Origin of the sequence: Sphingomonas sp. LR59 (assembly GCF_036855945.1) — a bacterium.
Classification (GTDB): domain Bacteria; phylum Pseudomonadota; class Alphaproteobacteria; order Sphingomonadales; family Sphingomonadaceae; genus Sphingomonas.
This window is the reverse complement of the sequence record NZ_JASPFL010000001.1, coordinates 418,887-442,045: the sequence shown is the minus strand read 5'-3', so window position 1 is coordinate 442,045 and position 23,159 is coordinate 418,887. Positions and strand designations below refer to the sequence as shown.

Annotated in this window: 15 protein-coding genes and 6 pseudogenes; 12 read left to right on the top strand and 9 right to left on the bottom strand. The window is 65.9% G+C overall.

The features are described from left to right. Positions 1-67: 67 nt before the first annotated feature. A complete protein-coding gene (locus tag QP164_RS02105) occupies positions 68-1,342 on the top strand; it encodes a glycosyltransferase family 4 protein (protein WP_333924162.1) in 1,275 nt (424 codons plus the stop codon). Here the strand turns inward: QP164_RS02105 and QP164_RS02100 are convergent. After that, positions 1,258-2,112 carry a hypothetical protein gene (locus QP164_RS02100; protein WP_333921958.1) on the bottom strand — a complete coding sequence of 285 codons (855 nt, stop codon included), beginning with the start codon at positions 2,110-2,112 and terminating at the stop codon, positions 1,258-1,260. The genes QP164_RS02105 and QP164_RS02100 overlap by 85 nt on opposite strands. A 266-nt stretch (positions 2,113-2,378) precedes the next feature. Beyond that, positions 2,379-4,042: pseudogene (locus QP164_RS02095) on the bottom strand (inorganic phosphate transporter). 405 nt (positions 4,043-4,447) lie between these two features. Here QP164_RS02095 and QP164_RS02090 point away from each other — a divergent pair. Next, positions 4,448-4,983, top strand: a pseudogene (locus tag QP164_RS02090) (superoxide dismutase family protein). Positions 4,984-5,309: 326 nt separating this feature from the next. Here the strand turns inward: QP164_RS02090 and QP164_RS02085 are convergent. From QP164_RS02085 to QP164_RS02075, 3 genes are all read right to left on the bottom strand, one after another. Continuing rightward, on the bottom strand, positions 5,310-6,815 hold the full coding sequence (locus tag QP164_RS02085) for a spinster family MFS transporter (protein WP_333921957.1): 1,506 nt from the start codon (positions 6,813-6,815) through the stop codon (positions 5,310-5,312). Between the two features lie 292 nt (positions 6,816-7,107). Then, entirely contained in the window at positions 7,108-7,926 is an 819-nt protein-coding gene (locus QP164_RS02080) for a hypothetical protein (RefSeq protein WP_333921956.1), read from the bottom strand. Beyond that, positions 7,923-9,134: a TIGR04063 family PEP-CTERM/XrtA system glycosyltransferase gene (locus QP164_RS02075; protein ID WP_333921955.1), complete on the bottom strand. Its 1,212-nt coding sequence runs from the start codon at positions 9,132-9,134 to the stop codon at positions 7,923-7,925. Before QP164_RS02075 ends, QP164_RS02080 begins: the two co-directional genes overlap by 4 nt. 98 nt (positions 9,135-9,232) lie before the next feature. Here QP164_RS02075 and QP164_RS02070 point away from each other — a divergent pair, with 98 nt between their 5' ends. The 3 genes and pseudogenes from QP164_RS02070 to QP164_RS02060 form a co-directional block, all read left to right on the top strand. Next, positions 9,233-9,388 carry a hypothetical protein gene (locus tag QP164_RS02070; protein WP_165911482.1) on the top strand — a complete coding sequence of 52 codons (156 nt, stop codon included), beginning with the start codon at positions 9,233-9,235 and terminating at the stop codon, positions 9,386-9,388. Continuing rightward, positions 9,381-10,744: pseudogene (locus tag QP164_RS02065) on the top strand (putative O-glycosylation ligase, exosortase A system-associated). Before QP164_RS02070 ends, QP164_RS02065 begins: the two are co-directional and overlap by 8 nt. After that, a pseudogene (locus QP164_RS02060) lies at positions 10,741-11,730 on the top strand (acyltransferase family protein); the annotation flags it as partial. The pseudogenes QP164_RS02065 and QP164_RS02060, both read left to right, overlap by 4 nt. 146 nt (positions 11,731-11,876) lie before the next feature. On the opposite strand, the gene QP164_RS02055 reads toward QP164_RS02060, so the two are convergent. Further along, positions 11,877-12,440, bottom strand: coding sequence for a type 1 glutamine amidotransferase domain-containing protein (locus QP164_RS02055; RefSeq protein ID WP_333921954.1), 564 nt, complete (start codon positions 12,438-12,440; stop codon positions 11,877-11,879). 161 nt (positions 12,441-12,601) lie between these two features. On the opposite strand from QP164_RS02055, the gene QP164_RS02050 reads away from it, so the two are divergent. The 5 genes from QP164_RS02050 to QP164_RS02030 all read left to right on the top strand — a co-directional run bounded on the left by QP164_RS02050 (position 12,602) and on the right by QP164_RS02030 (position 17,539). Then, positions 12,602-13,570, top strand: coding sequence for a DNA topoisomerase IB (locus QP164_RS02050; protein WP_333924161.1), 969 nt, complete (start codon positions 12,602-12,604; stop codon positions 13,568-13,570). Between the two features lie 11 nt (positions 13,571-13,581). After that, a complete protein-coding gene (locus QP164_RS02045; RefSeq protein WP_333921953.1) occupies positions 13,582-14,748 on the top strand; it encodes a mechanosensitive ion channel family protein in 1,167 nt (388 codons plus the stop codon). A gap of 154 nt (positions 14,749-14,902) precedes the next feature. Beyond that, the gene (locus QP164_RS02040) at positions 14,903-15,337 is read left to right on the top strand and encodes a MaoC family dehydratase (protein ID WP_435368402.1); all 435 of its coding nucleotides are present in this window, start codon (positions 14,903-14,905) and stop codon (positions 15,335-15,337) included. A 139-nt stretch (positions 15,338-15,476) separates the two neighbouring features. Further along, positions 15,477-16,655: an acetyl-CoA C-acyltransferase gene (locus tag QP164_RS02035; protein ID WP_333921951.1), complete on the top strand. Its 1,179-nt coding sequence runs from the start codon at positions 15,477-15,479 to the stop codon at positions 16,653-16,655. 401 nt (positions 16,656-17,056) lie between these two features. Then, entirely contained in the window at positions 17,057-17,539 is a 483-nt protein-coding gene (locus QP164_RS02030) for a pyridoxamine 5'-phosphate oxidase family protein (RefSeq protein WP_333921950.1), read from the top strand. Positions 17,540-17,684: 145 nt separating this feature from the next. Here QP164_RS02030 and QP164_RS02025 read toward each other — a convergent pair. After that, a pseudogene (locus QP164_RS02025) lies at positions 17,685-18,916 on the bottom strand (polyhydroxyalkanoate depolymerase). A gap of 151 nt (positions 18,917-19,067) precedes the next feature. Between QP164_RS02025 and QP164_RS02020 the strand changes: the two are divergent. Continuing rightward, positions 19,068-20,843: an ABC transporter transmembrane domain-containing protein gene (locus tag QP164_RS02020; RefSeq protein WP_333921949.1), complete on the top strand. Its 1,776-nt coding sequence runs from the start codon at positions 19,068-19,070 to the stop codon at positions 20,841-20,843. Positions 20,844-21,066: 223 nt separating this feature from the next. On the opposite strand, the gene QP164_RS02015 is transcribed toward QP164_RS02020, so the two are convergent. Next, positions 21,067-21,447, bottom strand: a complete 381-nt coding sequence (locus tag QP164_RS02015; RefSeq protein WP_333921948.1) for a TfoX/Sxy family protein — start codon at positions 21,445-21,447, stop codon at positions 21,067-21,069. A 66-nt stretch (positions 21,448-21,513) separates the two neighbouring features. On the opposite strand from QP164_RS02015, the pseudogene QP164_RS02010 reads away from it, so the two are divergent. After that, positions 21,514-22,670: pseudogene (locus QP164_RS02010) on the top strand (saccharopine dehydrogenase family protein). A 159-nt stretch (positions 22,671-22,829) separates the two neighbouring features. Here QP164_RS02010 and QP164_RS02005 read toward each other — a convergent pair. Then, a complete protein-coding gene (locus QP164_RS02005) occupies positions 22,830-23,126 on the bottom strand; it encodes a hypothetical protein (protein ID WP_132738725.1) in 297 nt (98 codons plus the stop codon). Positions 23,127-23,159 lie beyond the last annotated feature (33 nt).

Sequence of the window (23,159 nt, the reverse complement as noted above, 5' to 3'; positions counted from 1 at the left end):
GGAACCCCCGCGGGGTTGCCGAGTTCCGGGCAGATGAAACGCGAAACCCTTGAATTGACGCAGATTAATACATTCTGTTTGGTACGCCGGTCGCCGTGCGACAACGCATCGTGAGGATTGCTCTACTTACCTGGGCGTATCCCCTGAAAAGAGCGGACTTACGCGCGCCGCGCGGGAGATTGCGCAGTCGCTCGCAGAAGCGGGTCATGACGTCACAGTATTTGCGATGGATAGGCGCGAAGACGGCCGCGACGGCCGGGTTTCGGTGTTCGGCTGCGGTTTGCGCGACAAATCCTTGGCGGCGCGCCTGCGCAAGATCGCCGGGATCGGGCATCTCGTGGCGCCTTTCATATTCCGCCGGGCGGTTGCGCGCGAGCACCGCCGCACACCGTTCGACATCGTCGAGGCGACCAACTGGTACGCGCCCGGTCTGGCGATCGCGCTTACCGGCCCCGCACCTCTGGTGACGCGCAACTCCACCCCGGCGGCAACTTCGGCGGAGACCGTGACGAGCCTGCGCGACCGGTTCGATCGCCGCGCCGCGATGCTGGCGGAACGCATCACCGCGCGCTTCAGCAAGGCGTTGATCTCGAACACGCAGCTTCACGGCGACAAGATCGCGGCTCTGTACGGCGTCGCGGCGCCCGGCGAAGGCGCGCGGCACGCGGTGATCGGCCTCAGCCTGCCGCCCGAGATCGTCGCGCGCGGCTCTGCGGCGACCTACCCGCTCGGCGAACCGATCGACCTGCTGTTCGTCGGCCGCGACGAGCACCGCAAGGGGTTCGACGCGCTGATCATGGCGTTGCGTATCCTGTCGCGCCGCGCGGATGCCGGGATGCGCGATTTCCGGCTGACGATCGTCGGCGTACGCGCGGAAGACGTCGGCGCGATCCCGGCGTCGGCGCGTGCGCGATTGACCTGCCACCACCGCGTCGACGAGGCCATGCTACACGATCTGATGGAGGCGGCGCACGTGATCGTCGCGCCGTCGCGGTACGAGAGCTTTGGGCTGGTGTATCAGGAGGCGATGATGTTCGGCCGCCCCGTCGTCGCCTGTGCGGAGGATCCAAGCGCGCGGCTGTTCATTGGGGAAAGCGGTGCCGGATTGCTCGCGAAGACCTGCACCGGGGACGATCTCGCGACGCAGATCCAGCGGCTGGTCGAAGACCCGGTGTTGCGCGCGCATTATGCCGCTGCGAGCCGCAGGGCCGCAGGGATGTTCACGCGCGACACGCTCGCCGCGCAGACAATCGCGGTCTACCGCACCGCCACGGGATCGAAGGGGGCGAGCAGCAACGCCTCGTCCTCGGGCCTGCCCGCGCCAGTCGACATCGCTTCGTAGATCCGCGTCCGCTCGCGCACCCGCTCGCCATCGAGCCGGTGGTCGAGCGCACCGGCCAGCGCCAGCGAACTTTCGACGAACGGTACGACCGGGCGCTCATGGACGCGTCCGGCAAAGCGGATGTCGCTGCGGTTGAGGCGGTACTGGATGTCCGGGTAGGACGCGGACTGCACGCCGTCGACGAGGTTGCGGCGTGGTAGTCCCAGCGAACGCAGCCCATCGCGATCCGCCGCCGCGACCAGCCAGCCGAGCGCATCGAGCAAGGCAGCGTCGGGGCGTTCGTCGGTGTCGATCTGCAACACCCAGCGGGTCTGCATCATGTCTTGGAGCCGATTGCGCTGGGCAGCAAAATCGCCGTCGAGCGGGTGGTGGGCGACCTCGATCCACGGAAGCCCTGCAGCAAGTTCGCGCGCCGCGTCTGCTGTAGCGTCGAGGAGGACGACGATCCGGCCAAACGCGCTGCGATAGTGTGTTGCGATGTCGACGAGATCGGCGGTGGCGGCGGCACGCGCGATGATGCCGAGGCCAACGGCGTGCGACACGGTCTGCGCAGGGACCGCCTCCGCCTGGGCAGGCCGGTAGTCGTGCGGGAAGCGGACTGCGTTTGGCGCGACGGCGGTCGGTTCTACCTCGAACCCGAACCGCCATGCCGCGTTGCGCAATCCCGCGGGGTCGAGCGTCCAGCGCTCGGCGGGCTCGCGCTCCAGATCGACAACACCGCTTTCGAGCCGGGCGACGATGTCGCGGGCCACTTCGCCGACCTCGCTCACGTCGCGCACCATCAGGCGGCAGTGGCTACACTCGGACCAGTCCTCACGCGGGAGCCAGTCCCAATTGCCACAGATCGAGCATCGCAATCGCATGGGTCCGGCAACCCTTAGGCCGGGCTAGGGGTTCCCGTGCCGCTCGCCGGCACCGGGCACCCGGTCCGTCCTAACTTACCGCCGTCATCCTGACGAAAGTCAGGATCCAGGGTAACGGGCGCTGCCTTGCTTGGCTCTGGATCCTGACTTTCGTCAGGATGACGGGAGTAGTTTCAATACCCCAGCGTATGCGCCAGCGTCAGCAGCAGCCAGTACAGCCCCCCGACAGCAGCATCGCCACCGGCAGCGTCATCACCCACGCCAGCGCCATGTTCATGACGGTCCTGCGCTGCAGCCCGGCGCCATTGGCAACGCTCGCACCCGCAACGCCCGACGACAGGATGTGCGTGGTCGACACCGGCATGCCGAAGTTCACCGCCAGCAGGATGGTCGACGCCGCAACCAGCTCGGCCGATGCGCCCATCCCATAGGTCAGATGCGTCTTGCCGATCCGCTCGCCCACCGTGACGACGATCCGCTTCCACCCGACCATCGTGCCCAGGCCCAGCGCCAGCGCGACGGTCACCTTCACCCAGGTCGGGATATAGCGCGTGCCCTGCTCGAGCCCACTGTCATAGCTCTTGAGCGTCGTGATCTCCTGCGCGGTAAACCGACCCTGCGCGGCCTTGTCGGCGGCGATCAGCTTGGTCGTGTCGAGCACCAGATACATGTCGTTGCGCAGGTTCGGCGTCGCCGCGGCGGGCACTTTCCCGAGCGAGCCATAGCCCGCGATCCGGCTCGACACGTCGTCCGACAACGTCGCCAGCGCGCCATAAACGACCGGGTCCGCGACATGCTTGCTCTTCAGCGCCTGCGTGACCTGTGCGCGCGCCGCGCCCACGTCGGTCGGTGCGCCATCGGCGTGCGCGCGGTACGCCGCCGACGCTGCCTGCGCGGTCTGGACGAACGCCGGCGTCGCGCTCTCGGGCATCGTCCGGTTGAGCGCATAGGCGGTCGGCGCGCAACCAATCAGGATGAGCATGATCAGCCCCATCCCCTTCTGCCCGTCGTTGCTGCCATGCGCGAAACTGACCGCGGTGCACGTGCCGATCAGCAGCGCGCGGATGCCGCGCGGCGGCGGCGTCTGGCCCTCGGGCGCCTCGTACAGCGCCTTGTCGCGGAGAAAGCGCTTCATCACCAGAAGCAGCAAGAGCGCGCCGACGAACCCGACGATCGGGCTGAACGCGAGCGCGGAAAGAACCTTCCAGACCTGCGCCATGTCGACGCCGGACGTGCCGTCCGCGCCGCCGTTCATGAGCTGGTTGGCGAGGCCGACGCCGAGAATCGAGCCGATCAGCGCATGGCTCGACGAATTGGGCAGCCCGACCGCCCAGGTCGCGAGGTTCCACACGATCGCCGCGAGCAGCAGCGCGAAGATCATCGCGAACCCGCCGACGCTACCGACGTTGAGGATCAGGTCGACCGGCAGCAGCGTGACGATCGAATACGCAACCGCGCCCGACGACAGCATCACGCCGAGGAAGTTGAAGAACCCCGACCAAACGACCGCAAGCGGCGCAGGCATCGAATGCGTGTAAATGACGGTGGCGACCGCGTTCGCGGTATCGTGGAAGCCGTTCACGAACTCGAACCCGAGCGCGATCAGCAGCGCGAGCGCGAGGAACGCGAACGCCCCGCCCGCCAGGCTCTCGCCGACCTGGGCTGTATCGAACGCGATGCTGAACCCGGCATAGGCAAGCCCGCCGATCAGGACGGCCAGGAAGATCCACCGCCCCGCCGGGTGCAGCGAATGATCGAGCTTGGGACCGGTGCGCGGCGGCGATGCAGCGCTCGAATCAGCCGTCAGCGTGTCGGGGGCGAATGTGGAGGTAGCCATGGGGGTGCAGTCGGCCCTTACGATGACATTCTTATGACAGATGTAGATCAAGCGACGGCGGGGCCTGATTTGGGACGGATCGGCGCGGGTATATTCCGCAAGGGAGGTCGCTGCATTCGCCTGGCGGAGTAGGCGGTTAGCGCCGTTCAGCTACGGGCCATTCCGCTCGAACCGCGCGGCTGCCTGCTACACATCCCAATCGGCCGGGGTCGGCTTTGCGATGGTGCTGCCCGTGCCGCACTCTCTAGCGCGCCCTTCCCGTCATGCGTTCTCATGCTGTACGAAGACCATCCCGGTCACGCCGGCGCGCTGGACGACCCCGTCGCGCGCGCGGCGCTCGATACCCGGGGGTGGAACCTGAGCGACAGCGAAGGGTTCGCCAAGAGATCAACAGGGAGAGACAACATGCGGATTGCGACACTGGCACTGCTCGGCGCGGCGACGATGGGCCTGAGCGCCTGCGATAAGAGCGGCATGGACACCGGCACGCCGGTTGCTGGCGGCCAGCGCGCCACCGCGATGCTCCAGACCGCGACCGGCACCGATGTCGGCCGCGCCACCGCCACCGAAGTCGCGGGCGGCCTCCGATTTACGCTCGACGCCAAGGCGATGCCCCCGGCACGCACGGCGCGCACATCCACATGGTCGGCCGCTGCGACGCCCCCGACTTCACGACCGCGGGCGGCCACTGGAACCCGACCGGTATGAAACACGGCAGCATGAACCCACAGGGGCCGCACGAAGGCGATCTGCCCAATTTGATCATCGGCACCGATGGTCGCGGCACGATCGGCATCACCATCCCCGGCGCGACGATGGCGGGGTTGATGGACACGGACGGCTCGGCGTTCGTGGTCCATGCGGGGCCGGACGATCTGATGACCGATCCGGCCGGCAACAGCGGCGGACGGATCGCCTGCGGGGTGTTCCAGGCGGGGTAACACCCTTCCCGTTCGTGCCGAGTAGCGACCGAGTAGCTTCGCAGAAGCGTATCGAGGGCGCGTATCGAAGCACAGGTCCCGCGCACCAACCTGTCCCCTCCCCGTTCGCCCTGAGCGAAGTCGAAGGGCCAGCCCCGCGCGCAGGTGCTTCGACTTCGCTCAGCACGAACGGAAAGCCACGCACCTCCAAACCGCTCGATCCTACCCGCCAGGGGAGGTGGCGCCGTAGGTGACGGAGGGGAGGACACGCAACAGAGGTTTCTCTTTCCTCCCCCTCCGTCTGGCAAAGGCCAGCCACCTCCCCCTGGCGGGGAGGATCGCAAAGCTCAGACCACCTCCCCCGCCGCCCTCGCGCGATCCTCCCGCGTAGCCTCCGCGCGCGGCGCCAACCGATACGCCGCAATCGCACACGCCAGCGTAATCGGCGTCACCACCAGCAACGACAGCATCCCGATCGACAGGCTCCCGGTTAGCGTCGACACCCGCCCCGCCATATATGGCCCGAGCGCCAGCCCGATCAGCGTCGTCCCGATAAAGAACGTCGCCGTCGCCGTCCCGCGCATCCGCGGCAAAACCATGTCCTGCGTGGTCGCCGCCGCCGCCCCCAGCGCACACGACGCGGTCAACTGCGCGAGAAATATCCCGGTATAAAACGCGGTCGGCGACGACGCGGTGAAGGCGAGCACCAGGAACGGCACCGGCACCACCGCGCCGAAGATCACCACCCAAAGTCGCCCCGCCGGATTGCCCCGCCGCAACCGATCCGACACCACCCCGCCGATCGTTAGCCCGAGGAACCCCGCGGTCGCGCCGAGACTGCCGATCATGAATCCCGCCGACGACGGCGTCGCGCCAAGCTCGCGCAACGCATAAGGCGCCGCCCAGAAACTCGCCGCATAGCTCAGGAACGCGTTCAGCCCATAGGCGACCACCGTGCACAGGAATGCCGGCGTGCCGACGATCAACGCGAAGGTCGGTGGATCGCGGCGCTTCAACGCCGACGCCCACGAAAACACCGCATACACGCCGATCCCGATCGCCACCCATTGCGGCCACGGCTCGCCCGCCGCGATCAGCCCCGACACCGCGGCGACCACCACCGCGAGCGCCAGCAGATTATAGCCAAGCGCCCGTGCACCGCCCATCGCCGCGCCGATCAGCGTCAGCGGCGGCACGATCGTCACCAGCTCGGCACCGAACGCGCGGAACGGCGCGGGATGCTTCTCCGGCTCGGGCAGACCCTCGACAAGCCCGCGGATCGGCTCCTTCAACGTCGCGATCCACAGCGCCAGCAACAGCCCCGGCACGCCGACCGCCATGAACGCCGCCTGCCAGCCAACCAGCCCGAGCGGCCCGCCGCCGGGATAGGCCTTGTTCCAGCTCTGCACGATCAGCCCGCCGATGAACAACGAACAGCCGCCGCCCACGTACAGCCCGGCGGAATAGATCGATAGCGCGGTCGCGCGCAGCCGCTTCGGGAAATAGTCGGAGATGATCGAATAGGCGGACGGACTGGCCGTCGCCTCGCCGATCCCCACGCCGATCCGCGCCGCCGCGAGGTGCCCGCCGGTCTTTGAAAATCCCGACAGCGCGGTCATCACCGACCACAGCGACAGCCCGATCGTCATCAGCCTTACGCGGTGCCAATTGTCCGCCAGCCGCCCGAGCGGGATGCCGAACAGCGAATAGAACACGCCGAACGCGGTGCCGTACAGGAAGCCGAGATCCTGGTCCTTCAACCCCAGGTCGCGCTTGATGTCCTCCGCCAGGATCGAGATGATCTGCCGGTCGACGAAGTTCAGCACATAGACGAGAAACAGGATCGACAGCACGTACCAGGCGTAGTGCGACGCGCCTTTTCCGGCTCGTCCCCGATGGTTTGCGCACCCGCCATGATCCCTCCTCAATGTTTTTCGAGCTATGGGTATCAGAGGGATTGAGAGAGAAACAGCGGTTTCGACTGGATCGGGTACGGCAGCGCCCCAACAATCCTCCCCCGCCAGGGGGAGGTGGCTGGCTGTTGCCAGACGGAGGGGGAGGCAAGCGAAACATCTGTTCCGTACCCTCCCCTCCGTCACCTTCGGCGACACCTCCCCCTGGCGGGGGAGGATTGAACGGTCACGCTCAGTGCGAGCCGATACGCCCCCGCTTCAGCGCACCCTGTTCGAGCCGCAGGAGCAGTGCCTCGATCGTCGGCGGTGTGGTCGGCTCGGCGGGCGGGCGACCGGGCCGCGCAATCGGGGTCGGCGCGATCATCTCGGGCGTAGGGTCGGGCATGGTTTCGGGCACCGGCTCGGGAGCATCCTCCTCCAACGCAATTTCGACCGGCCGCTCGACCGGCTTGGGCGCAGGCGCGGTCACGAACGTCGCCGGTTCCGCCGAACGCGGCATATCCACGACTGGCGCGATCATCGGCTGCGCAAGCGGCGCGACCGGGCGCACCGGCTCCATCGGCACCGGCAGGATCGCCTTCGGATCGAACGCAGCAAGCGGCAAATCGAGATCGGCCGGTATCGTCCGCTCGTCACGCGCGCCGTTGGCACCGATCCCCAGCTCCATCATCGGCGTGCCGAGATCCGCCGCCGACATGGGTTTACGCGGTGGCGCGTCGGGATGCGCGTCGGCGCGGCGCACCACCGGCACGCCGTCCTCGCGCGGCGCACGGCGGACGAGAAAGCCGCCCGGCCCGAACAGCAGGAACAGCGACGACCACAGCAACGCGCCCACCAGCAACCCGCTGCCGAGCGCCAGGAGGACGCGCGCGATCACCCCGAGCGGCGGCGCGGCGGCGGGTACCAGTGCGGCCACGCCGGTGGTCCACACCAGAGTCTCCAGCGTGTCGCTCGAGATCACCAGCACGCCGATGGCGGCGAGCAGCCCACCGGCCACCGCGCCGTAAAGCGGCAGCGCGCGGATCAGGGGTTGGCGGCCAAGCGCGATCATCGTTGTTCCCGTGCGGCGGCCGCGATCAGCCGTCCATAAAGAGGATCATAGCGCCGAATGTTTGACGACCAGTTACGTTCATCCTTAACGAACGCGCGCCCCCGCGCCCGCCGCTCGTCCCAACCCGACCGATCCGCGAACATGCCCGCCAGCGCGGTCGCGATCGCCGCCGGATCATCGGGCGGGAACAACGTCCCCGTCTCCCCGTCGCGGATCAGTTCACGGTGCCCGCCGACATCCGATGCCGCCACCAGCCGCCCCTGCGCCATCGCCTCGAGCGGCTTCAACGGCGTGACCAGATCGGTCAACCGCATCCGTTTGCGCGGATAGGCGAGGATATCGACGAGCCCGTAATAACGCTCGACCTCCTGGTGCGGCACGCGCCCGACGAAGCGGATTGCGTCCGCCACCGGCGATGCGTCGGCCTGCGCGCGCAACGCCGCCTCCATCGGTCCGCCACCGACCATCAAAAGCCGTGCCTTGGGGCGCATAGCTACCAAAGCCGGCATCGCCGCGATCAGGTCGTCGAGCCCCTCGTAATCGTAGAAGCTGCCGATGAACCCGACGACATCCGCGCCGTCGAGCCCCAGTTCCGCCCCCAATGCATCGTCGCGCGGCGGCGCGGTGCCGAACAGGTCGAGATCGACGCCATTGGGCGACACCGTGATCTTGTCCGCCGCGATCCCCCGCGCGACCAGATCGCTGCGCAGGCCTTCGCAGATCACCGCTACCGCGTCCGCGCGCCTGACGGCCCAGGTCTCCAGCGCCCGCGTCGCACGGTAGCGCAGCGACGTCGCGGTCCCCGTCCCGTTGCCGACTGCCGCATCCTCCCAGAACGCGCGGATCTCGTACACCAAGGGCAGCTTCCGCTTGCGTGCGACGATCAGCGCGGCGAGCGCATCGATCACCGGCGAATGCGCGTGGAGGATGTCGGGCTTGAAGGCATCGACCGCCGCCTCGATCCGCTTTGCGAACGCCGCGATCCCGACGACCTCGCCGACCGGACCCGGCTTCACCCCCGCCGCGGTGCGGTGAAAGGTCAGCCCGTCGACGGATTCGACCGACGCTGGTGCCACGCCGTGCCGCGGGCCGGTAACGGCTGCGACGGTCCACCCCAGCCCCTCCTGCGCCTTGAGGATCGCCCGGGTGCGGAACGTGTAGCCACTTTGCAGCGGCAGGCCATGATCGAGGATATGAAGGATACGCATCGTCGACGTCGTCTGCCACAGATCGCTTAACGGCGCGTCAACCGACTATGGCTACGCACGAATCTGATGAAGCGCTCAGAGGAAAGGAGGCCGAACCCATGATCGACAATCTCGCGCTCGGCCTCAGCCACGGGCTGATGATGCTCGCCGCGTTCCTCCTACTCAAGCGACCCGACCTCGATCGCGAGCCGAGCCCGCACGATGCGCCCGAGAAGAAACGCGCCCCCGTCGAGAAGCCGCGCCGCGATGCGTGATCTCGCGTTCATCGCCTTTCTGCTCGCGTTCTTCGCGATGGGCTTCAAGCGGCCGTTCCTGCTCGTGCTCGTCTATGTCTATATCGACATCGTCTCGCCGCAGCGGCTGACCTACCTGCTGCTCAACTCGGTGCCGATTTCGCTGATCGCGGTCGCGCTGGCGGTCGGCGGCTGGATCCTCGCCGACGACAAGCGCGACACGCGGGTCGGCGGCCGGCAGGTTCTGATCGTGCTGCTGCTGCTCTATTGCTGGGGCACGACGATCGCCGCCGATTTCCCCACCGAAGCCAAGGAGAAATGGGACTGGGTGTGGAAGGCGCTCGCCTTCGCCGCCTTCCTCCCCTGACCTTGCGGACGCGCGTCCGGATCGAGGCGTTGTTGCTGTTCATGATCCTCGCCGCGTCGTCGATCATCGTCGTCGGCGGGATCAAAACGATCGCCAGCGGCGGCGGCGGGTACGGTCAGCTGAACCTGATGGTCGACAATAATAGCGGGCTCTACGAGGGCAGCACGATCAGCGCGGTGGCGATCGCGATCATCCCGATCATCATCTGGTTCATGAGCCACGGGACGATCTTCAAACCCGACTGGCGCGTGAAAAGCTACTGCCTCGCGCTGGTCTTCGCGTGCCTGCTGATCCCGGTCGGCACTTCGACACGCACCGGGCTGCTCTGCATCGGCCTGCTCGCGCTGCTGTCGATCCGCAACGTAAAGCGCAAGGTCGCGTATCTGGCGATGCTCGGCGTGCTGGGGGTGGCGGCGATCCCGTTCCTGCCGTCGACCTTCACCAGCCGGATGAACACCATCAAGACCTATGACGCCGACGAGTCCGCCTCGACGCGGCTCGCAGTGTGGCAATGGACGATCGAATACGCGAAGACGCATCCGTTCGGCGGCGGCTTCAACGCGTATCTGGGCAACCGCATCCGCTATGATCTGAAGACCGCACCCGGCACGACCGGGCCCGCCTCCGCCGCCCCGGCAACGCCCAAAGTCGAGGTCGACAAGGCCCGCGCCTATCACAGCGCGTATTTCGAGATGCTCGGCGAACAGGGCTATCCCGGCCTCGCTTTGTGGCTCGCGATCAACCTGATCGGCATCGTCCGCATGGAGATCGTGCGCCGCCGCTACCGCGATCCGGACGGTGAGTTTGCCTGGGCCGGACCGCTCGCCGCGGCACTCCAGAGCGGTCACATCGTCTACCTGCTCGGCGCAGCGTTCATCGCGATCGCGTTCCAACCGTTCATCTACATGCTGATCGGCGCCCAGATCGGACTCGACACCTATCTGTCGCGCAAGCGCAGCGAACAGTCGTTCCGGCCGATGCGCCGCAGTGCCGCGCCATCTTCGGCGTGACGGATCGCGCTCCGGTGCACGAACTCCGCGCGTTGACGGGCGTGCGGGGGATCGCGGCGTGGTTCGTCGTGTTCTACCACATCCGCCTGTCGATCGCGGGTTTGCCGATCGGTCTGCGCGACGTCTTCGCGAAGGGCTATCTCGCGGTCGACTTCTTCTTCCTGCTGTCCGGGTTCGTGATCTGGCTGACATGGTCCGGCCGTATCCGTACCGGCGGCATGACGAGCATCCCCCGCTTCCTACAAAAACGCATCGCCCGCATCTGGCCGCTGCATCTGGTAACGCTCGGCGGCGCGGTCGCTTTGGCACTCGTGTTGCGCGCAACCGGCCGCAACGATCCCCAATTCGTGTTCCCCGAACTGCCGCTGCACATACTGCTGCTGCAGAACTGGGGCTTCACCCGGCATCTCGCCTGGAACGACCCCGCCTGGTCGATCAGTGCGGAACTGGGAGCGTATCTGCTGTTTCCGGCGCTGGTGATAGCGGTGGACTGGCGACGTCTGCCAAGCCTCGCGCTGCTGGCGATCGCGGCTGCGCTGCTGATCGGCCTGCATCTGGCGATGGGCGCCCCCACGCTGGGCACCGACATCCCGCGCTACGGCCTGCTGCGCTGCCTGATCGAGTTCACCACCGGCAGTATCGTCTGCGCGCTGTGGCTGCGCTGGCGAGACCTGACTTGGAGGCCGGTATGGGCAGGACTAGCAGCCGTACCGCTGGCCGCAGCTTGGGTTGCGGGCGCACCGGAGACGCTTGTCGTTCCGGCGGTATTCGCTACAACTCTGCTGCTGCTCGCGCTTACTGCCGGCAAGCGTGGCAATCCATTCGAATTACGATGGACGCATTATCTCGGCGAGATCAGCTACGCGACCTATCTCAGCCACTTCATCCTGTGGAAAGCGTTCAAGCTCGCCTTCGTCAGCGACGCGACCGCCGTGTCTCCAGTGAAGATCGCGCTGTACCTCGGCTTGGTCCTGCTGGCCTCGATCGTCCTCTACCACCTGATTGAACGCCCGGCCCAACGCTGGCTCAACAGGCTCCCCTCCCGCTTGCGGGAGGGGTTGGGGAGGGGCGGCCGTAAAGGTCAGCGCCCGTTCCCCTCCCTGGCCCCTCCCGCAAGCGGGAGGGGAACAGCTCAATCGACCGGTTCGTCGGCCAGTTCTTCCTCCAGCGCCGCAATGATCGCCTTGTTGAACGCGGGGATATCGTCCGGCTTGCGGCTGGTGATCAAATTGCCGTCGACCACGACCTCCTCGTCCACGACATCCGCGCCCGCATTCTCCAGGTCCGTCCGGATCGACGGGAAGCTCGTCACGCGGCGCCCGTCGATCACGTCAGCCTCGGCCAGCAACCACGGCGCATGGCAGATCGCGGCGACGATCTTGCCGTCCTCCATGAACTCGGTGATGATCTCGATTGCGCGCTCCTCCTGGCGCATCGTGTCGGGATTAGCGACGCCGCCCGGCAGCACCAGCGCGTCGTAATCGTCGGTGTCGACCTCGTCGAGCGTCAGGTCGGGCGTCGCGGTCTCGGCCTTGTTGATGTCGCCCTTCATGCCCTGGATCGGGTCGGTCTTGATCGACGCGAGCGTAACCTTCGCGCCCGCCGCCTCCAGCGCCTTCCTCGGTTCGAACAGTTCGACGGTCTCGAAACCGTCGGCAGCGAGCATCAATACGCGAGCTTGGGAAAGATCGGTCATGTCATGTCTCCAGTGAAATCCCGTGCCCCCTCAACCCCGCGCCGCGTGGGTCGTTCCGGAACGATGCGTCCTCCCGAACATTTCCAGACGAGAAGGACCCCGCATTGCCCATCAAGATCGTGTATTCCGACGACTCCAAGCCCGGCATCACCCGCAAGAAGATGCGGAACGGCTGGGGCTATTGGGATGCCAAGGGCGAGCGCATCACCGACCGCGACGAGATCGACCGGCTGAACGCGATCGGCCTGCCCCCCGCCTACCGCGACGCCTGGTTTTGCCCCAAGCCCAATGGCCATATCCAGGCGGTCGGCTGGGACGAGAAGGGGCGCAAGCAATACCGCTACCACCTCGGCTTCCGCGAAGCACAGGAAGCCGCCAAATACGAACGCTGCGCCGACTTCGGCCACGCCCTTCCCAAGCTGCGGAAAGCGGTCGAGGCCGACCTGCGCAAACGCTCGCTGACCCGCGAACGCGCAGTCGCCGCGGTCATCCGCCTGCTCGACGGCGGCCACATCCGCATCGGCAATGAAACCTATGCCGAGGCGAACGAGAGTTTCGGCGCCACAACGCTGCGCAAGCGCCACGGCGAAGTGAAGGGCTCGACGCTCAAGCTCCAGTACAAGGGCAAGTCCGGCAAGATGCGGACGCTCAGGATCACCGATCGCTCACTCAGCAGCTTCGTCAAAAAATGCCAGGACCTCGACGAACAGCATCTGTTCGCATGGCTCGACGACGCGGGCGTCGCGCATCCGGTCACCTCGACCGACGTGAATTGCTACATCCGCGACGTCACCGGCACCGACTTCACCGCCAAGAACTTCCGCACCTGGGCCGCGAGCGTCGCTGCGTTCGAGGCGCTCGCGTCGGCCGAACGCGACCTGAGCCTCAAGGCGATGCTCGAACCCGTCGTCGCCCGCCTTGGCAACACCCACGCGATCGCTCGAAAGAGTTATGTTCACCCATCGTTGATCGCGCTTGTGAAGACCGGTCAGTCGACCTTCCGCAAGGCACTCCGCCTCCCTCGCGCCAAGCGCCATCTCAGCCGGGAGGAATGCGGCCTGATCGCGTTCCTCGAGGCCGGCACGCCCGCGACCGCCACGATCGCATCCCCACGCGCCAAAGCGGCCTGACGAGTATTTCCATGTCCAATTCCACTGCCGCCGCCAAACAGCCGATCTTCGACGCGAGCGATGTCGGCGATCACGCCCAGGGCTTCGTCACCGCCAGCTTCGCCTGGATCCAGGCCTATTGGCTCCAGATCCTGATCGCGTTCGGGATCGGTGCGGTCATCGTCATCGTGCTCCACACCGCGCGCCGCTTCGGCAGCAAGCTCTGCGAACGGCCGCGCGCGCTCAACGGTTGGGGCATCGTCGTCGGCAAGGCGATCGCGCGCACCGTCAACTTTTTCATCGTCATGCTCGCGGCGAAACTGGTGTCGGGCTATTCCGCCGCGCCCGGCGAGGTATCGAAGACGATCGACTTCCTCTTCACCGTTGCCGCGGTGTTCCAGGCCGCCGTCTGGGTGCGCGAGATCATCCTCGGCGCGATCGAGCACCGCACGCAGTCCGAACATTATTCGGGTGAAGCGCTGCTTTCGGCGATGGGCCTGATCCGCCTGCTCGTCACCTTCGTGGTGTTCGCGGTCGCGCTGGTGGTGGTGCTCGACAATCTCGGGGTCAACGTCACCGGCCTCGTCGCAGGGCTCGGCGTCGGCGGCATCGCGATCGGTTTGGCGGCACAGGGCATCTTCGCCGACCTGTTCGCTGCGCTCGCGATTATCTTCGATCGCCCGTTCCGCCGCGGCGACTCGATCAGCTACGACACGGCGTCGGGCAGTGTCGAAGCGATCGGCCTGAAATCCACGCGCATCCGCGGGATCGACGGCGAGGAGCGTGTGATCTCGAACAAGAACCTCCTCAACAAGGAGATCCTCAACAACACGCAGCGCAACCACCGCCGCGCGAAATTCATCATCGGCGTCACCTATTCGACGCCGCCCGAAGTCTGCTCGCGTATCCCCGCGATGCTGAAGGAGATCGTCGAAGCCAACGACAAGATCTTCACGCGTGCCGGCTTCACCGGCTTCGGCGCGTCGAGCCTCGATTTCGAGGTCCAGTTCGACAGCAAGGGGCCAGATTATGCGAGCTTCTACGATGGCCGCACCGCAGTCGGCATTGCGATCCTGAAGCGCTTCAACGACGAAAAGATCGAGATCGCTTTCCCGACCCAGGTCAACATGATGGCCGCGCCGGATGGCTCGGTCGTGATGCCGTACCCCGAAGGCAGACCGGCGCACACCGAGGTTTAGAATATCGGGTTCGCACCCACACCTTAGCAAATACGGGTTTTTCCACTTTAAGGTTGGTCGAGGCTTGCAGGAGCCTTGCTGACGCGTTTAGAGACGCATTAGCGTTCAGCGCGAACCAGAGAGGAACCCCGTGGCAACGATCACCACCGCCCAGATGCAGGCCCGTATCGGCACGGAAACCGTCTCCGACTGGGTCGAGGTGACGCAGGCCATGATCGACAAGTTCGCCGACGCGACCGGCGACCACCAGTTCATCCACATCGATCCGGTCCGCGCGGCGCAGACCCCGTTCGGCGGCACGATCGCGCACGGCTTCCTGACGCTGTCGCTGATGCCGCTATTGTCGTCGAAGGTGCCCGATGCGCCGACCATCGAGGGTGCCAAGATGGGCGTCAATTACGGCGGCAACTCGGTTCGCTTCCTGACCCCCGTCCGCTCCGGATCGAAAGTCCGCGGACGTTTCAAGCTGCTCTCGTTCGACGAAAAGCGCCCCGGCCAATGGCAACAGACCAACGCCTTCTCCGTCGAGATCGAAGGCCAGGAAAAGCCCGCGCTGATCGCCGAATGGATCAGCCAGGTCTTCGTCTAACCACCAGCAACCAGACCCCATCAACCAAAGTCGTCATACCAGCGCACGCTGGTATCTCCCGGTTGGAGCCACAAGGCTCACCAACTGGAAGACCCCAGCTTTCGCTGGGGTGACGTGCAAAATCCTTAGGAGCCACTTCATGCGTTCAGCCGTCATCGTCTCCACCGCCCGCACGCCCATCGGCCGCGCCTATCGCGGCGGCTTCAACAACACCCCCGCCCCCACTTTGGCGGCGCATTCGATCAAGGCCGCGGTCGAGCGTGCCGGGATCGACGGCGCAGAAGTCGACGACGTCGTCTTCGGCTGCGCACTCCAGCAGGGTCACCAGGCCGGCAACATCGCCCGCACCTCGCTACTCCGAGCCGGCCTCCCCGTTACCGTTTCGGGCATGTCGGTCGACCGCCAGTGTGCGTCGGGCCTGATGGCGATCGCCACCGCCGCCAAGCAGATCATTACCGACAATATGGACATCACGATCGGCGGCGGCGTCGAGAGCATCAGCCTCGTCCAGACCCCGCAGATGCGCGTCGCCCCCGATCCCCAGCTGATCGCGATGCACAAGGACGTCTACATGCCGATGCTGCAGACCGCCGAGGTCGTCGCCAAGCGCTATGGCATCAGCCGCGACGCGATGGACGCCTACGCGCTCCAGTCGCAGCAGCGCACAGCCGCCGCGCAGGCCGCGGGCTATTTCGATGCGGAGATCATTCCCGTCGACTCCAACATGGCCATCGTCGACAAGGCGACCAAGGAAGTCACGTACAAGGACGTGACGATCACCAAGGATGAGGGCAACCGCGCCGACACCACGCTGGAAGGGCTCCAGTCGCTCAAACCCGTGATGGGCCCCGACTTCACGATCACCGCGGGCAACGCGTCGCAGCTTTCGGACGGCTCGTCGTCGTCGGTGCTGATGGAGGAGAAGATCGCCTCGCAGCGCGGTCTCCAGCCGCTTGGTCGCTATGTCGGCATGGCAGTCGGTGGCACCGAGCCCGACGAGATGGGCATCGGCCCCGTGGTGGCGATCCCCAAGCTGCTCAAGCGCTTCGGCCTGAAGATGGACGATATCGGCCTGTGGGAGCTGAACGAGGCGTTCGCGGTGCAGGTCCTGTATTGCCGCGACCATCTCGGCATCCCCGACGAACTCCTCAACGTCAGCGGCGGCGCGATCTCGATCGGCCACCCCTACGGCATGACCGGCGCCCGCGCGACCGGCCACGCGCTGATCGAGGGCAAGCGTCGCGGCGCAAAGTACGTCGTGGTAACGATGTGCGTCGGCGGCGGCATGGGCGCAGCCGGGTTGTTCGAAGTGCTGTGATCTTGAAATCCACACCGGTCTAGCGCATGTACTGTACCGGCGTTGCATACACCGCCTTTCGTGTCTGGGCCTCGGTCGTGCTAGCGGCCGGGGCTCAATACGTTTGGGACTCGACTGCTAGATCGAGCCCCTCCCGTGCACCTAGCCTTTGCGTGACACTTCGATAATCTTCACGACTAATGTCGCGAAGGCGAAGAGCATGCCGAGGATGAGGCACAGATCGGCAAGTTGCATACACCTTACCTTTCTTGGTTTGGCAGCAAGACTGCTGCCGCCGCCACCATGACGCGTCGCATGCGCAAGTACCAAGCGACATCTCGTGCGCCGATCGGACGCCCCCGCGCAACCAACCTCCGCCCCACCCGTTCTCACAGGCAATCCAAGCCCATAGGAGAATGACGATGGCCGACAAGGATACCCCGCAGGAAGTCGCAGCGAAGTTCATCGACAAGCTGAAGGCTAGCCCGTTCGTGATGATCGGCCTCAACGACGGCCAGCATTCCGAGCCCATGACCGCGCAGATCGACGACGATCAGCCCAACACGCTGTTCTTCTTCGCCGGTCGCGACAACCGCATCGCCAAGGGCGGCGCGGCGATGGCGCAGTTCGTCGGCAAAGGTCATGATTTCTTCGCGTGCATGTCGGGCGACGCCTCGACGTCGAACGACCGCACGCAGATCGACAAGCTCTGGAACAACCAGGTCGAGGCATGGTTTCCGGGCGGCAAGGAAGACCCGAACCTGACGCTGTTGCGCTTTGACATCGACAGCGCCGAGCTGTGGGAAACCGACATCTCGATCGGCGGCCGCCTCAAGATGCTGTTCGGCGGCACGATCCAGTCGGACGAGTCGAGCAGCCACGCCGTGGTCAACTCGATCGCATAAGACCGGCGGGGAGGGGGCATGAAACTTCCCTCCCCTCCGTCATCCCAGCGAAAGCTGGGATCTCCCGGTTTGAGACTCAACGCAAACCAACGAGGAGACCCCAGCTTTCGCTGGGGTGACGAACTATTAAAGAGAAATAAAAGCCTTATCCGTTCGCGGTGATGAACTCTTCAACCACCGGCGCGATCTTATCCCGCCAACGCGATCCATTGAAGATCCCGTAATGGCCGGCACCCTCAGCCATCAGATAGCGCTTCTTCTCGTCAGGTAGCGCGGTCGCCAGCGTCAGCGCAGCCTTGGTCTGCCCCAATCCCGAGATATCATCACGCTCCCCCTCGACCGCGAGCAGCCCGATATCGGTGATCGCCGCCGGATCAACCAACCGGCCACGATGAGTCATGATCCCCCGCGGCAAGGCATGGTTCTGGAACACCACATCGATCGTCTGGAGATAGAATTCCGCAGTCATGTCGCAGACCGAGCGGTATTCCTCGTAGAAATCCTGGCTCTGCGACGCGCTCGCGCCGTCGCCCTGGACGAGATGCTTATACATCTCCCAATGCGATACCATGTGGTTGCCAAGGTTCATCGACATGAACCCGGCGAGTTGTAGAAATCCCGGATACACCTTCCGCCCGGCACCCGGATAATTGCCCGGCACCGTGGCAATCACGTTCTGCTCGAACCACGCATGCGGCCGCTCGGTCGCCAGCGTGTTGACCGCGGTCGGCGCCTCGCGCGTATCGACCGGACCGCCCATCATCGTCAGCGTCTTGGGACGGCACGGGTTCTTGTCCGCACTCATCAGTGCGACGGCGGCATAACACGGCACCGAGGGCTGGCAAACGGCGAGCATGTGCGTGCCCCCTGCCCCTCATTCGCGCCGATCGTCTCCAGATATTCGATCAGATAATCGATATAGTCGTCGAGATCGAACCGCCCTGCCGAGACCGGCACGCTACGCGCATCACGCCAGTCGGTGATGTAGACGTCCGCGAACGGCAGCATCCGCTCGACCGTGCCGCGCAGCAACGTCGCGTAATGCCCCGACATCGGTGCCACGATCAGCAGCTTCGGACCGCCCTCGACACCCTCCCGCACGAAGCGCTTCAGCTGCCCGAAATCCTTCCGCAGCACGATCTCCTCGCGGACCGCGACCTCGCGGCCGTCGATCGTCGTCGAGTCGAGCCCGAAGGCAGGCTTTCCGCGAGTCGCATTCGCGTGTGCGAACACCTCCAACGCCGATCCGATGACTGAACCACCGCCCAAATAGGAGAACGGGTTTGCCGGATGACTGAGCATTTCCGCACCGAAACTCGCCATTTTGCTGGCGCCCGACAACATCGATCGTTGGAATTCGTAAGCATCGTAGAGCATGCGGTATCCTTTGCCCTAATATGGGCTGCCGAAGTGGTAACGCAAATCCGCTGCGGCGCAATGCGGCATTCCAAGGACCGCCACCATGCATCGAGCGCACGATCGCCCGGTTGTCGTTGAGCGCCACCCCCGCCACTGCTAGGTCCCGCGCATGGCCAAGCCGATACCCGAAGAAAAGACGTCCCGCCGGATTGGCGATCTCGCGATGGTGTGGCGTCACGCCGCGAACTATCCGCGCCAGATCGCGTTCGCCGGTCTCGCATTGCTGACGACGTCTGCGGCGACGATCGGCATCCCGTACGGGTTCAAGCGCGTGATCGATCGCGGCTTTGGTCCCGGTGAAGGCGGATCGGTCGCCAACTCGTTCCACTATCTGCTGATGATCGTCGTCGTGCTCGCACTCGCGACCGCGGTGCGCTTCTATTACGTTTCATGGCTCGGCGAGCGCGTCGTCGCGGATATCCGCACCAATGTGCAACGCCACCTGCTCCGCCTGACACCGCGCTTCTTCGAGGAGAACCGCCCGTCCGAGATCGCCTCGCGCCTCACCTCGGATACCGCGCTGATCGAACAGGTCGTCGGCAGCACGGTATCGATTGCGCTGCGCAACACCTTCACCGGGATCGGCGGGCTGATCTACCTGTTCGCGATCTCGCCCAAGCTCGCAGGCATGCTGATGATCGGCATCCCGCTGATCATCCTGCCGATCGCGCTGCTCGGCAAGCGCGTCCGCAACTACTCGCGCACGTCGCAGGACCGCGTCGCCGACGTCGGCTCGATCGCCACCGAGACACTCGGCGCGATGAAGGTGGTGCAGGCATTCGGCCAGGAAGACCGCGAGGCGATCCGGTTCTCGGACGCGGTTGCCGCGACCTTTGCCGCGGCGCGGGCACGGATCCTGTTGCGCGCAGTGATGACCGCGATCGTGATCGGACTGGTCTTCGGATCGATCACGCTCGTTCTGTGGGAAGGCGCGATCGACGTCGCCGCCGGCCGGATCAGCGGCGGCGCGATCGCCGCGTTCGTGCTGACCGGCGGGATCGTCGCGGGTGCATTCGGTGCGCTGACCGAAGTCTATGGCGACCTGTTGCGCGGAGCCGGTGCCGCCGGGCGTCTATCCGAGCTGCTCCGCGAAAAGCCCGAAATTGCCGCACCAGCCAACCCGGTCGCCTTGCCGCAGCCGCCGCGTGGCGCACTCGCGTTCGAAAACGTGCAGTTCCACTACCCAACGCGCCGCGACGTCGCCGCACTCAACGGCTTCTCGCTCGACGTGAGGCCAGGCGAGACGGTCGCCGTCGTCGGCCCATCGGGCGCGGGCAAGACGACTTTGTTCCAGCTGGTCCAGCGCTTCTACGATCCCGACGCCGGCCGTGTGACGCTCGACGGCATCGACCTGCGCGACGCCGATCCGGCGGAGGTCCGCGCGCGGATCGCGATGGTCCCGCAGGAGACGATCATCTTCGGCGCCTCGGCCCGCGACAATCTCCGCTACGGCGACTGGTCCGCGACCGACGACCAACTCTGGGCCGCCGCCGAAGCCGCCAACGCCGCCGAGTTCCTGCGCAAACTCCCCGAGGGCCTCGACACGTTCCTCGGCGAAGGCGGCGCACGGCTGTCGGGTGGCCAGCGCCAGCGCGTCACGATCGCGCGCGCGCTCCTCCGCGATGCGCCGATCCTGCTGCTCGACGAGGCCACCAGCGCGCTCGATGCCGAGAGCGAGCGGCTGGTCCAAGAAGCGCTCGAGCGACTGATGGCGAACCGCACCACGCTGGTCATCGCGCACCGCCTCGCCACCGTGCGCGCGGCGGAACGGATCATCGTGATGAACGACGGGCAGATCGTCGAGGAAGGCTCGCACGGGTCGCTGATGACCAACAGCGGGTTGTATGCCCGGCTGGCGAGCCTGCAGTTCAACGAGGCGGCGTAGAACCGATCGCCGGCAGGCCGTTTTAGGTCGCGACAGGCCCCAAGCGCTCCGTCTCCCCGGACTGGGTAGGTAACCTTACCAGACCGACAAGCACCTCCCCGGTGGAGGCCGGGGTCCAGTTGGGAAACGTCGATGCCGACGGCTGCGCTCCGTTACCACGACCTCACCACCTGGGCCCCCGCCTTTGTCGGGGAGGTGCACGCGTTTGAAAAGGAGCGGCGTCCTAGCCCTTCTTGGCCTTCGCCTTCTTCGGCTTCGGCACAGGCAATTCCGCGGTCGAGGTCCGGACAAGGTCCGCCAGCCATTCAGCGTCGTCCCAGCGATCCGCGTCGACCAGCAGGCACGGCTTCGCGCCCGGATAGGGCGGCGCTTCGTCGATCGCCCCCGCAAACGCGCGTCCGCCTGCGGTCGGCTTCACGAACAGCTGGTCGTCGCAGATCAGGCCGACCATTTTGCCATCGCAATATAGCCCATATTCGCCGAACATCGGCTTTGCGGAGACCTCCCCCGCCGCTGCGAGCTGGTCGACGATGAATGCGACGGTTTTGCGATCGGATGCCATCTGCCGATGCTGGCAGATCGGCGCGCCGATGGCGAGGCGCATCGACGACGGTGTTTAGCTTGCGACGCCACGCCCACGCGCGCAAACTCGGCGAAACAGGAGATGGACATGCGCGACTTCGACATCATCGTGTACGGCGCGACCGGGTTCACCGGGCGGCTGGTGGCCGAATATCTCGTCCAGACCTACCCGACCGGCGTCCGCTGGGCGATGGCAGGCCGCTCGCTGGCGAAGCTCCAGCAAGTCCGCGACCTGATCGGTGCGCCCGCCGATACAGCGCTCATCACCGCCGACTCGGACGATTCCGCGAGCCTTCGCGCGATGGCGGAGCGCGGCACTGTCGTCATCTCGACGGTCGGCCCGTACCAGCTCTACGGCTCCGACCTCGTCGCCGCCTGTGCCGCGACCGGCACCGGCTATGTTGACCTCTGCGGTGAGCCGGCCTGGATGCGCCACATGATCGACGCGCATGAGGGCGAAGCCACGCGAACCGGCGCGCGGATCGTGTTCTCGTGCGGATTCGACTCCATCCCGTTCGATCTCGGCGTGTTGACGTTGCAAGACGCCGCCAAGGCGAAATACGGCATCCCTGCACCCCGCATAAAGGTCGTGTGCGGAAAATGCAGGGGACGTTCTCGGGCGGCACCGCGGCGAGCCTCAAGGCGACGCTCGCCGCCGCCGCGCGCGATCCCGGCATCGTCAAGCTGCTCACCAGCCCGTTCGCGCTCACCCCCGGCTTCCAGGGACCGCACCAGCCAACCGGGCTGATCCCCGAATACGACACGACCATCTCCGCGTGGGTGGCACCCTTCGTGATGGCGCCGATCAACACCAAGAACGTCCACCGCACCAATTTCCTGCTCGGCGAGGCGTATGGCGCGGACTTCGTCTATGACGAGATGATGGTCGCGGGGCTCGGCGATCTCGGCAAGGTCGCCGCGGAGGCGATCGCGAAGTTCAATCCGTTCTCAGGCGACAAGGGGCCCAAACCAGGCGAGGGACCCTCGAAGGAAGAACGCGACGCCGGGCACTACGATCTGTTGTTCGTGGGCATCATGCCCGACGGTGAGCGGATCGATACGGTCGTCACGGGGGATCGCGACCCGGGGTATGGCTCGACCAGCAAGATGATCGCGGAGGCGGCGCTGTGCCTCGTGCAGGACGTGCAGGGCGATGGCGGCATCTGGACGCCGGGCGCCCTAATGGGGGCCAAACTGCGTGATCGGCTGGTGGCGAAGGCGGGGCTGAGCTTTACGGTCGGGTGAGAGGCCGGGATCTTGGTCCAGCGACAGCACCCGCTTCCTTGTTCTCCCGCGAAGGCGGGAGCACAGTCTGGGTCCCCGCCTTCGCGGGGAAACACTCTTTTGATTACGCGTGATCGTCGGGCGCTGCCCGTATCGGACTATCGGCTTAAATTGCCGGCCTTACTCGGCCAGCGCGAACACCGTCGCTGCGGCGGCCGCGCTGGCAACGACTCCCGACGTCGCAGCAATCGCCGCGGCCCGCCGGCGCACCGCACCGCGAAACGCGCCGAGCCTGCCGGCGTCGAGATGATAGCGCCCCGCGCCGTCGTCGACGATCGCGCCATAGCCGCACAATCGCCGAAACGTCCCGGCGTCTTTAGCCTCATAGGCGATCGCACGGTCCGCCACGGTCGCCTTCGCCGCGACGAAATCGTTGACGATCCGTCGCCGCGATCGGCCTAGACCCAATCCGAACATGCCAGTCTCCCCCGCATGGGTGTCGCATACCGC

Bases quoted from the DNA above. Each gene is read 5' to 3' on its own strand.
- QP164_RS02005 (WP_132738725.1), bottom strand. From the start codon at position 23,126: ATGTTCGGATTGGGTCTAGGCCGATCGCGGCGACGGATCGTCAACGAT.
- QP164_RS02045 (WP_333921953.1), top strand. From the start codon at position 13,582: ATGTCCAATTCCACTGCCGCCGCCAAACAGCCGATCTTCGACGCGAGC.
- QP164_RS02015 (WP_333921948.1), bottom strand. From the start codon at position 21,447: ATGCGCCTCGCCATCGGCGCGCCGATCTGCCAGCATCGGCAGATGGCA.
- QP164_RS02075 (WP_333921955.1), bottom strand. From the start codon at position 9,134: ATGCGTATCCTTCATATCCTCGATCATGGCCTGCCGCTGCAAAGTGGC.
- QP164_RS02050 (WP_333924161.1), top strand. From the start codon at position 12,602: ATGCGGAACGGCTGGGGCTATTGGGATGCCAAGGGCGAGCGCATCACC.
- QP164_RS02020 (WP_333921949.1), top strand. From the start codon at position 19,068: ATGGCCAAGCCGATACCCGAAGAAAAGACGTCCCGCCGGATTGGCGAT.
- QP164_RS02030 (WP_333921950.1), top strand. From the start codon at position 17,057: ATGGCCGACAAGGATACCCCGCAGGAAGTCGCAGCGAAGTTCATCGAC.
- QP164_RS02035 (WP_333921951.1), top strand. From the start codon at position 15,477: ATGCGTTCAGCCGTCATCGTCTCCACCGCCCGCACGCCCATCGGCCGC.
- QP164_RS02055 (WP_333921954.1), bottom strand. From the start codon at position 12,440: ATGACCGATCTTTCCCAAGCTCGCGTATTGATGCTCGCTGCCGACGGT.
- QP164_RS02070 (WP_165911482.1), top strand. From the start codon at position 9,233: ATGATCGACAATCTCGCGCTCGGCCTCAGCCACGGGCTGATGATGCTC.
- QP164_RS02040 (WP_435368402.1), top strand. From the start codon at position 14,903: ATGCAGGCCCGTATCGGCACGGAAACCGTCTCCGACTGGGTCGAGGTG.
- QP164_RS02080 (WP_333921956.1), bottom strand. From the start codon at position 7,926: ATGATCGCGCTTGGCCGCCAACCCCTGATCCGCGCGCTGCCGCTTTAC.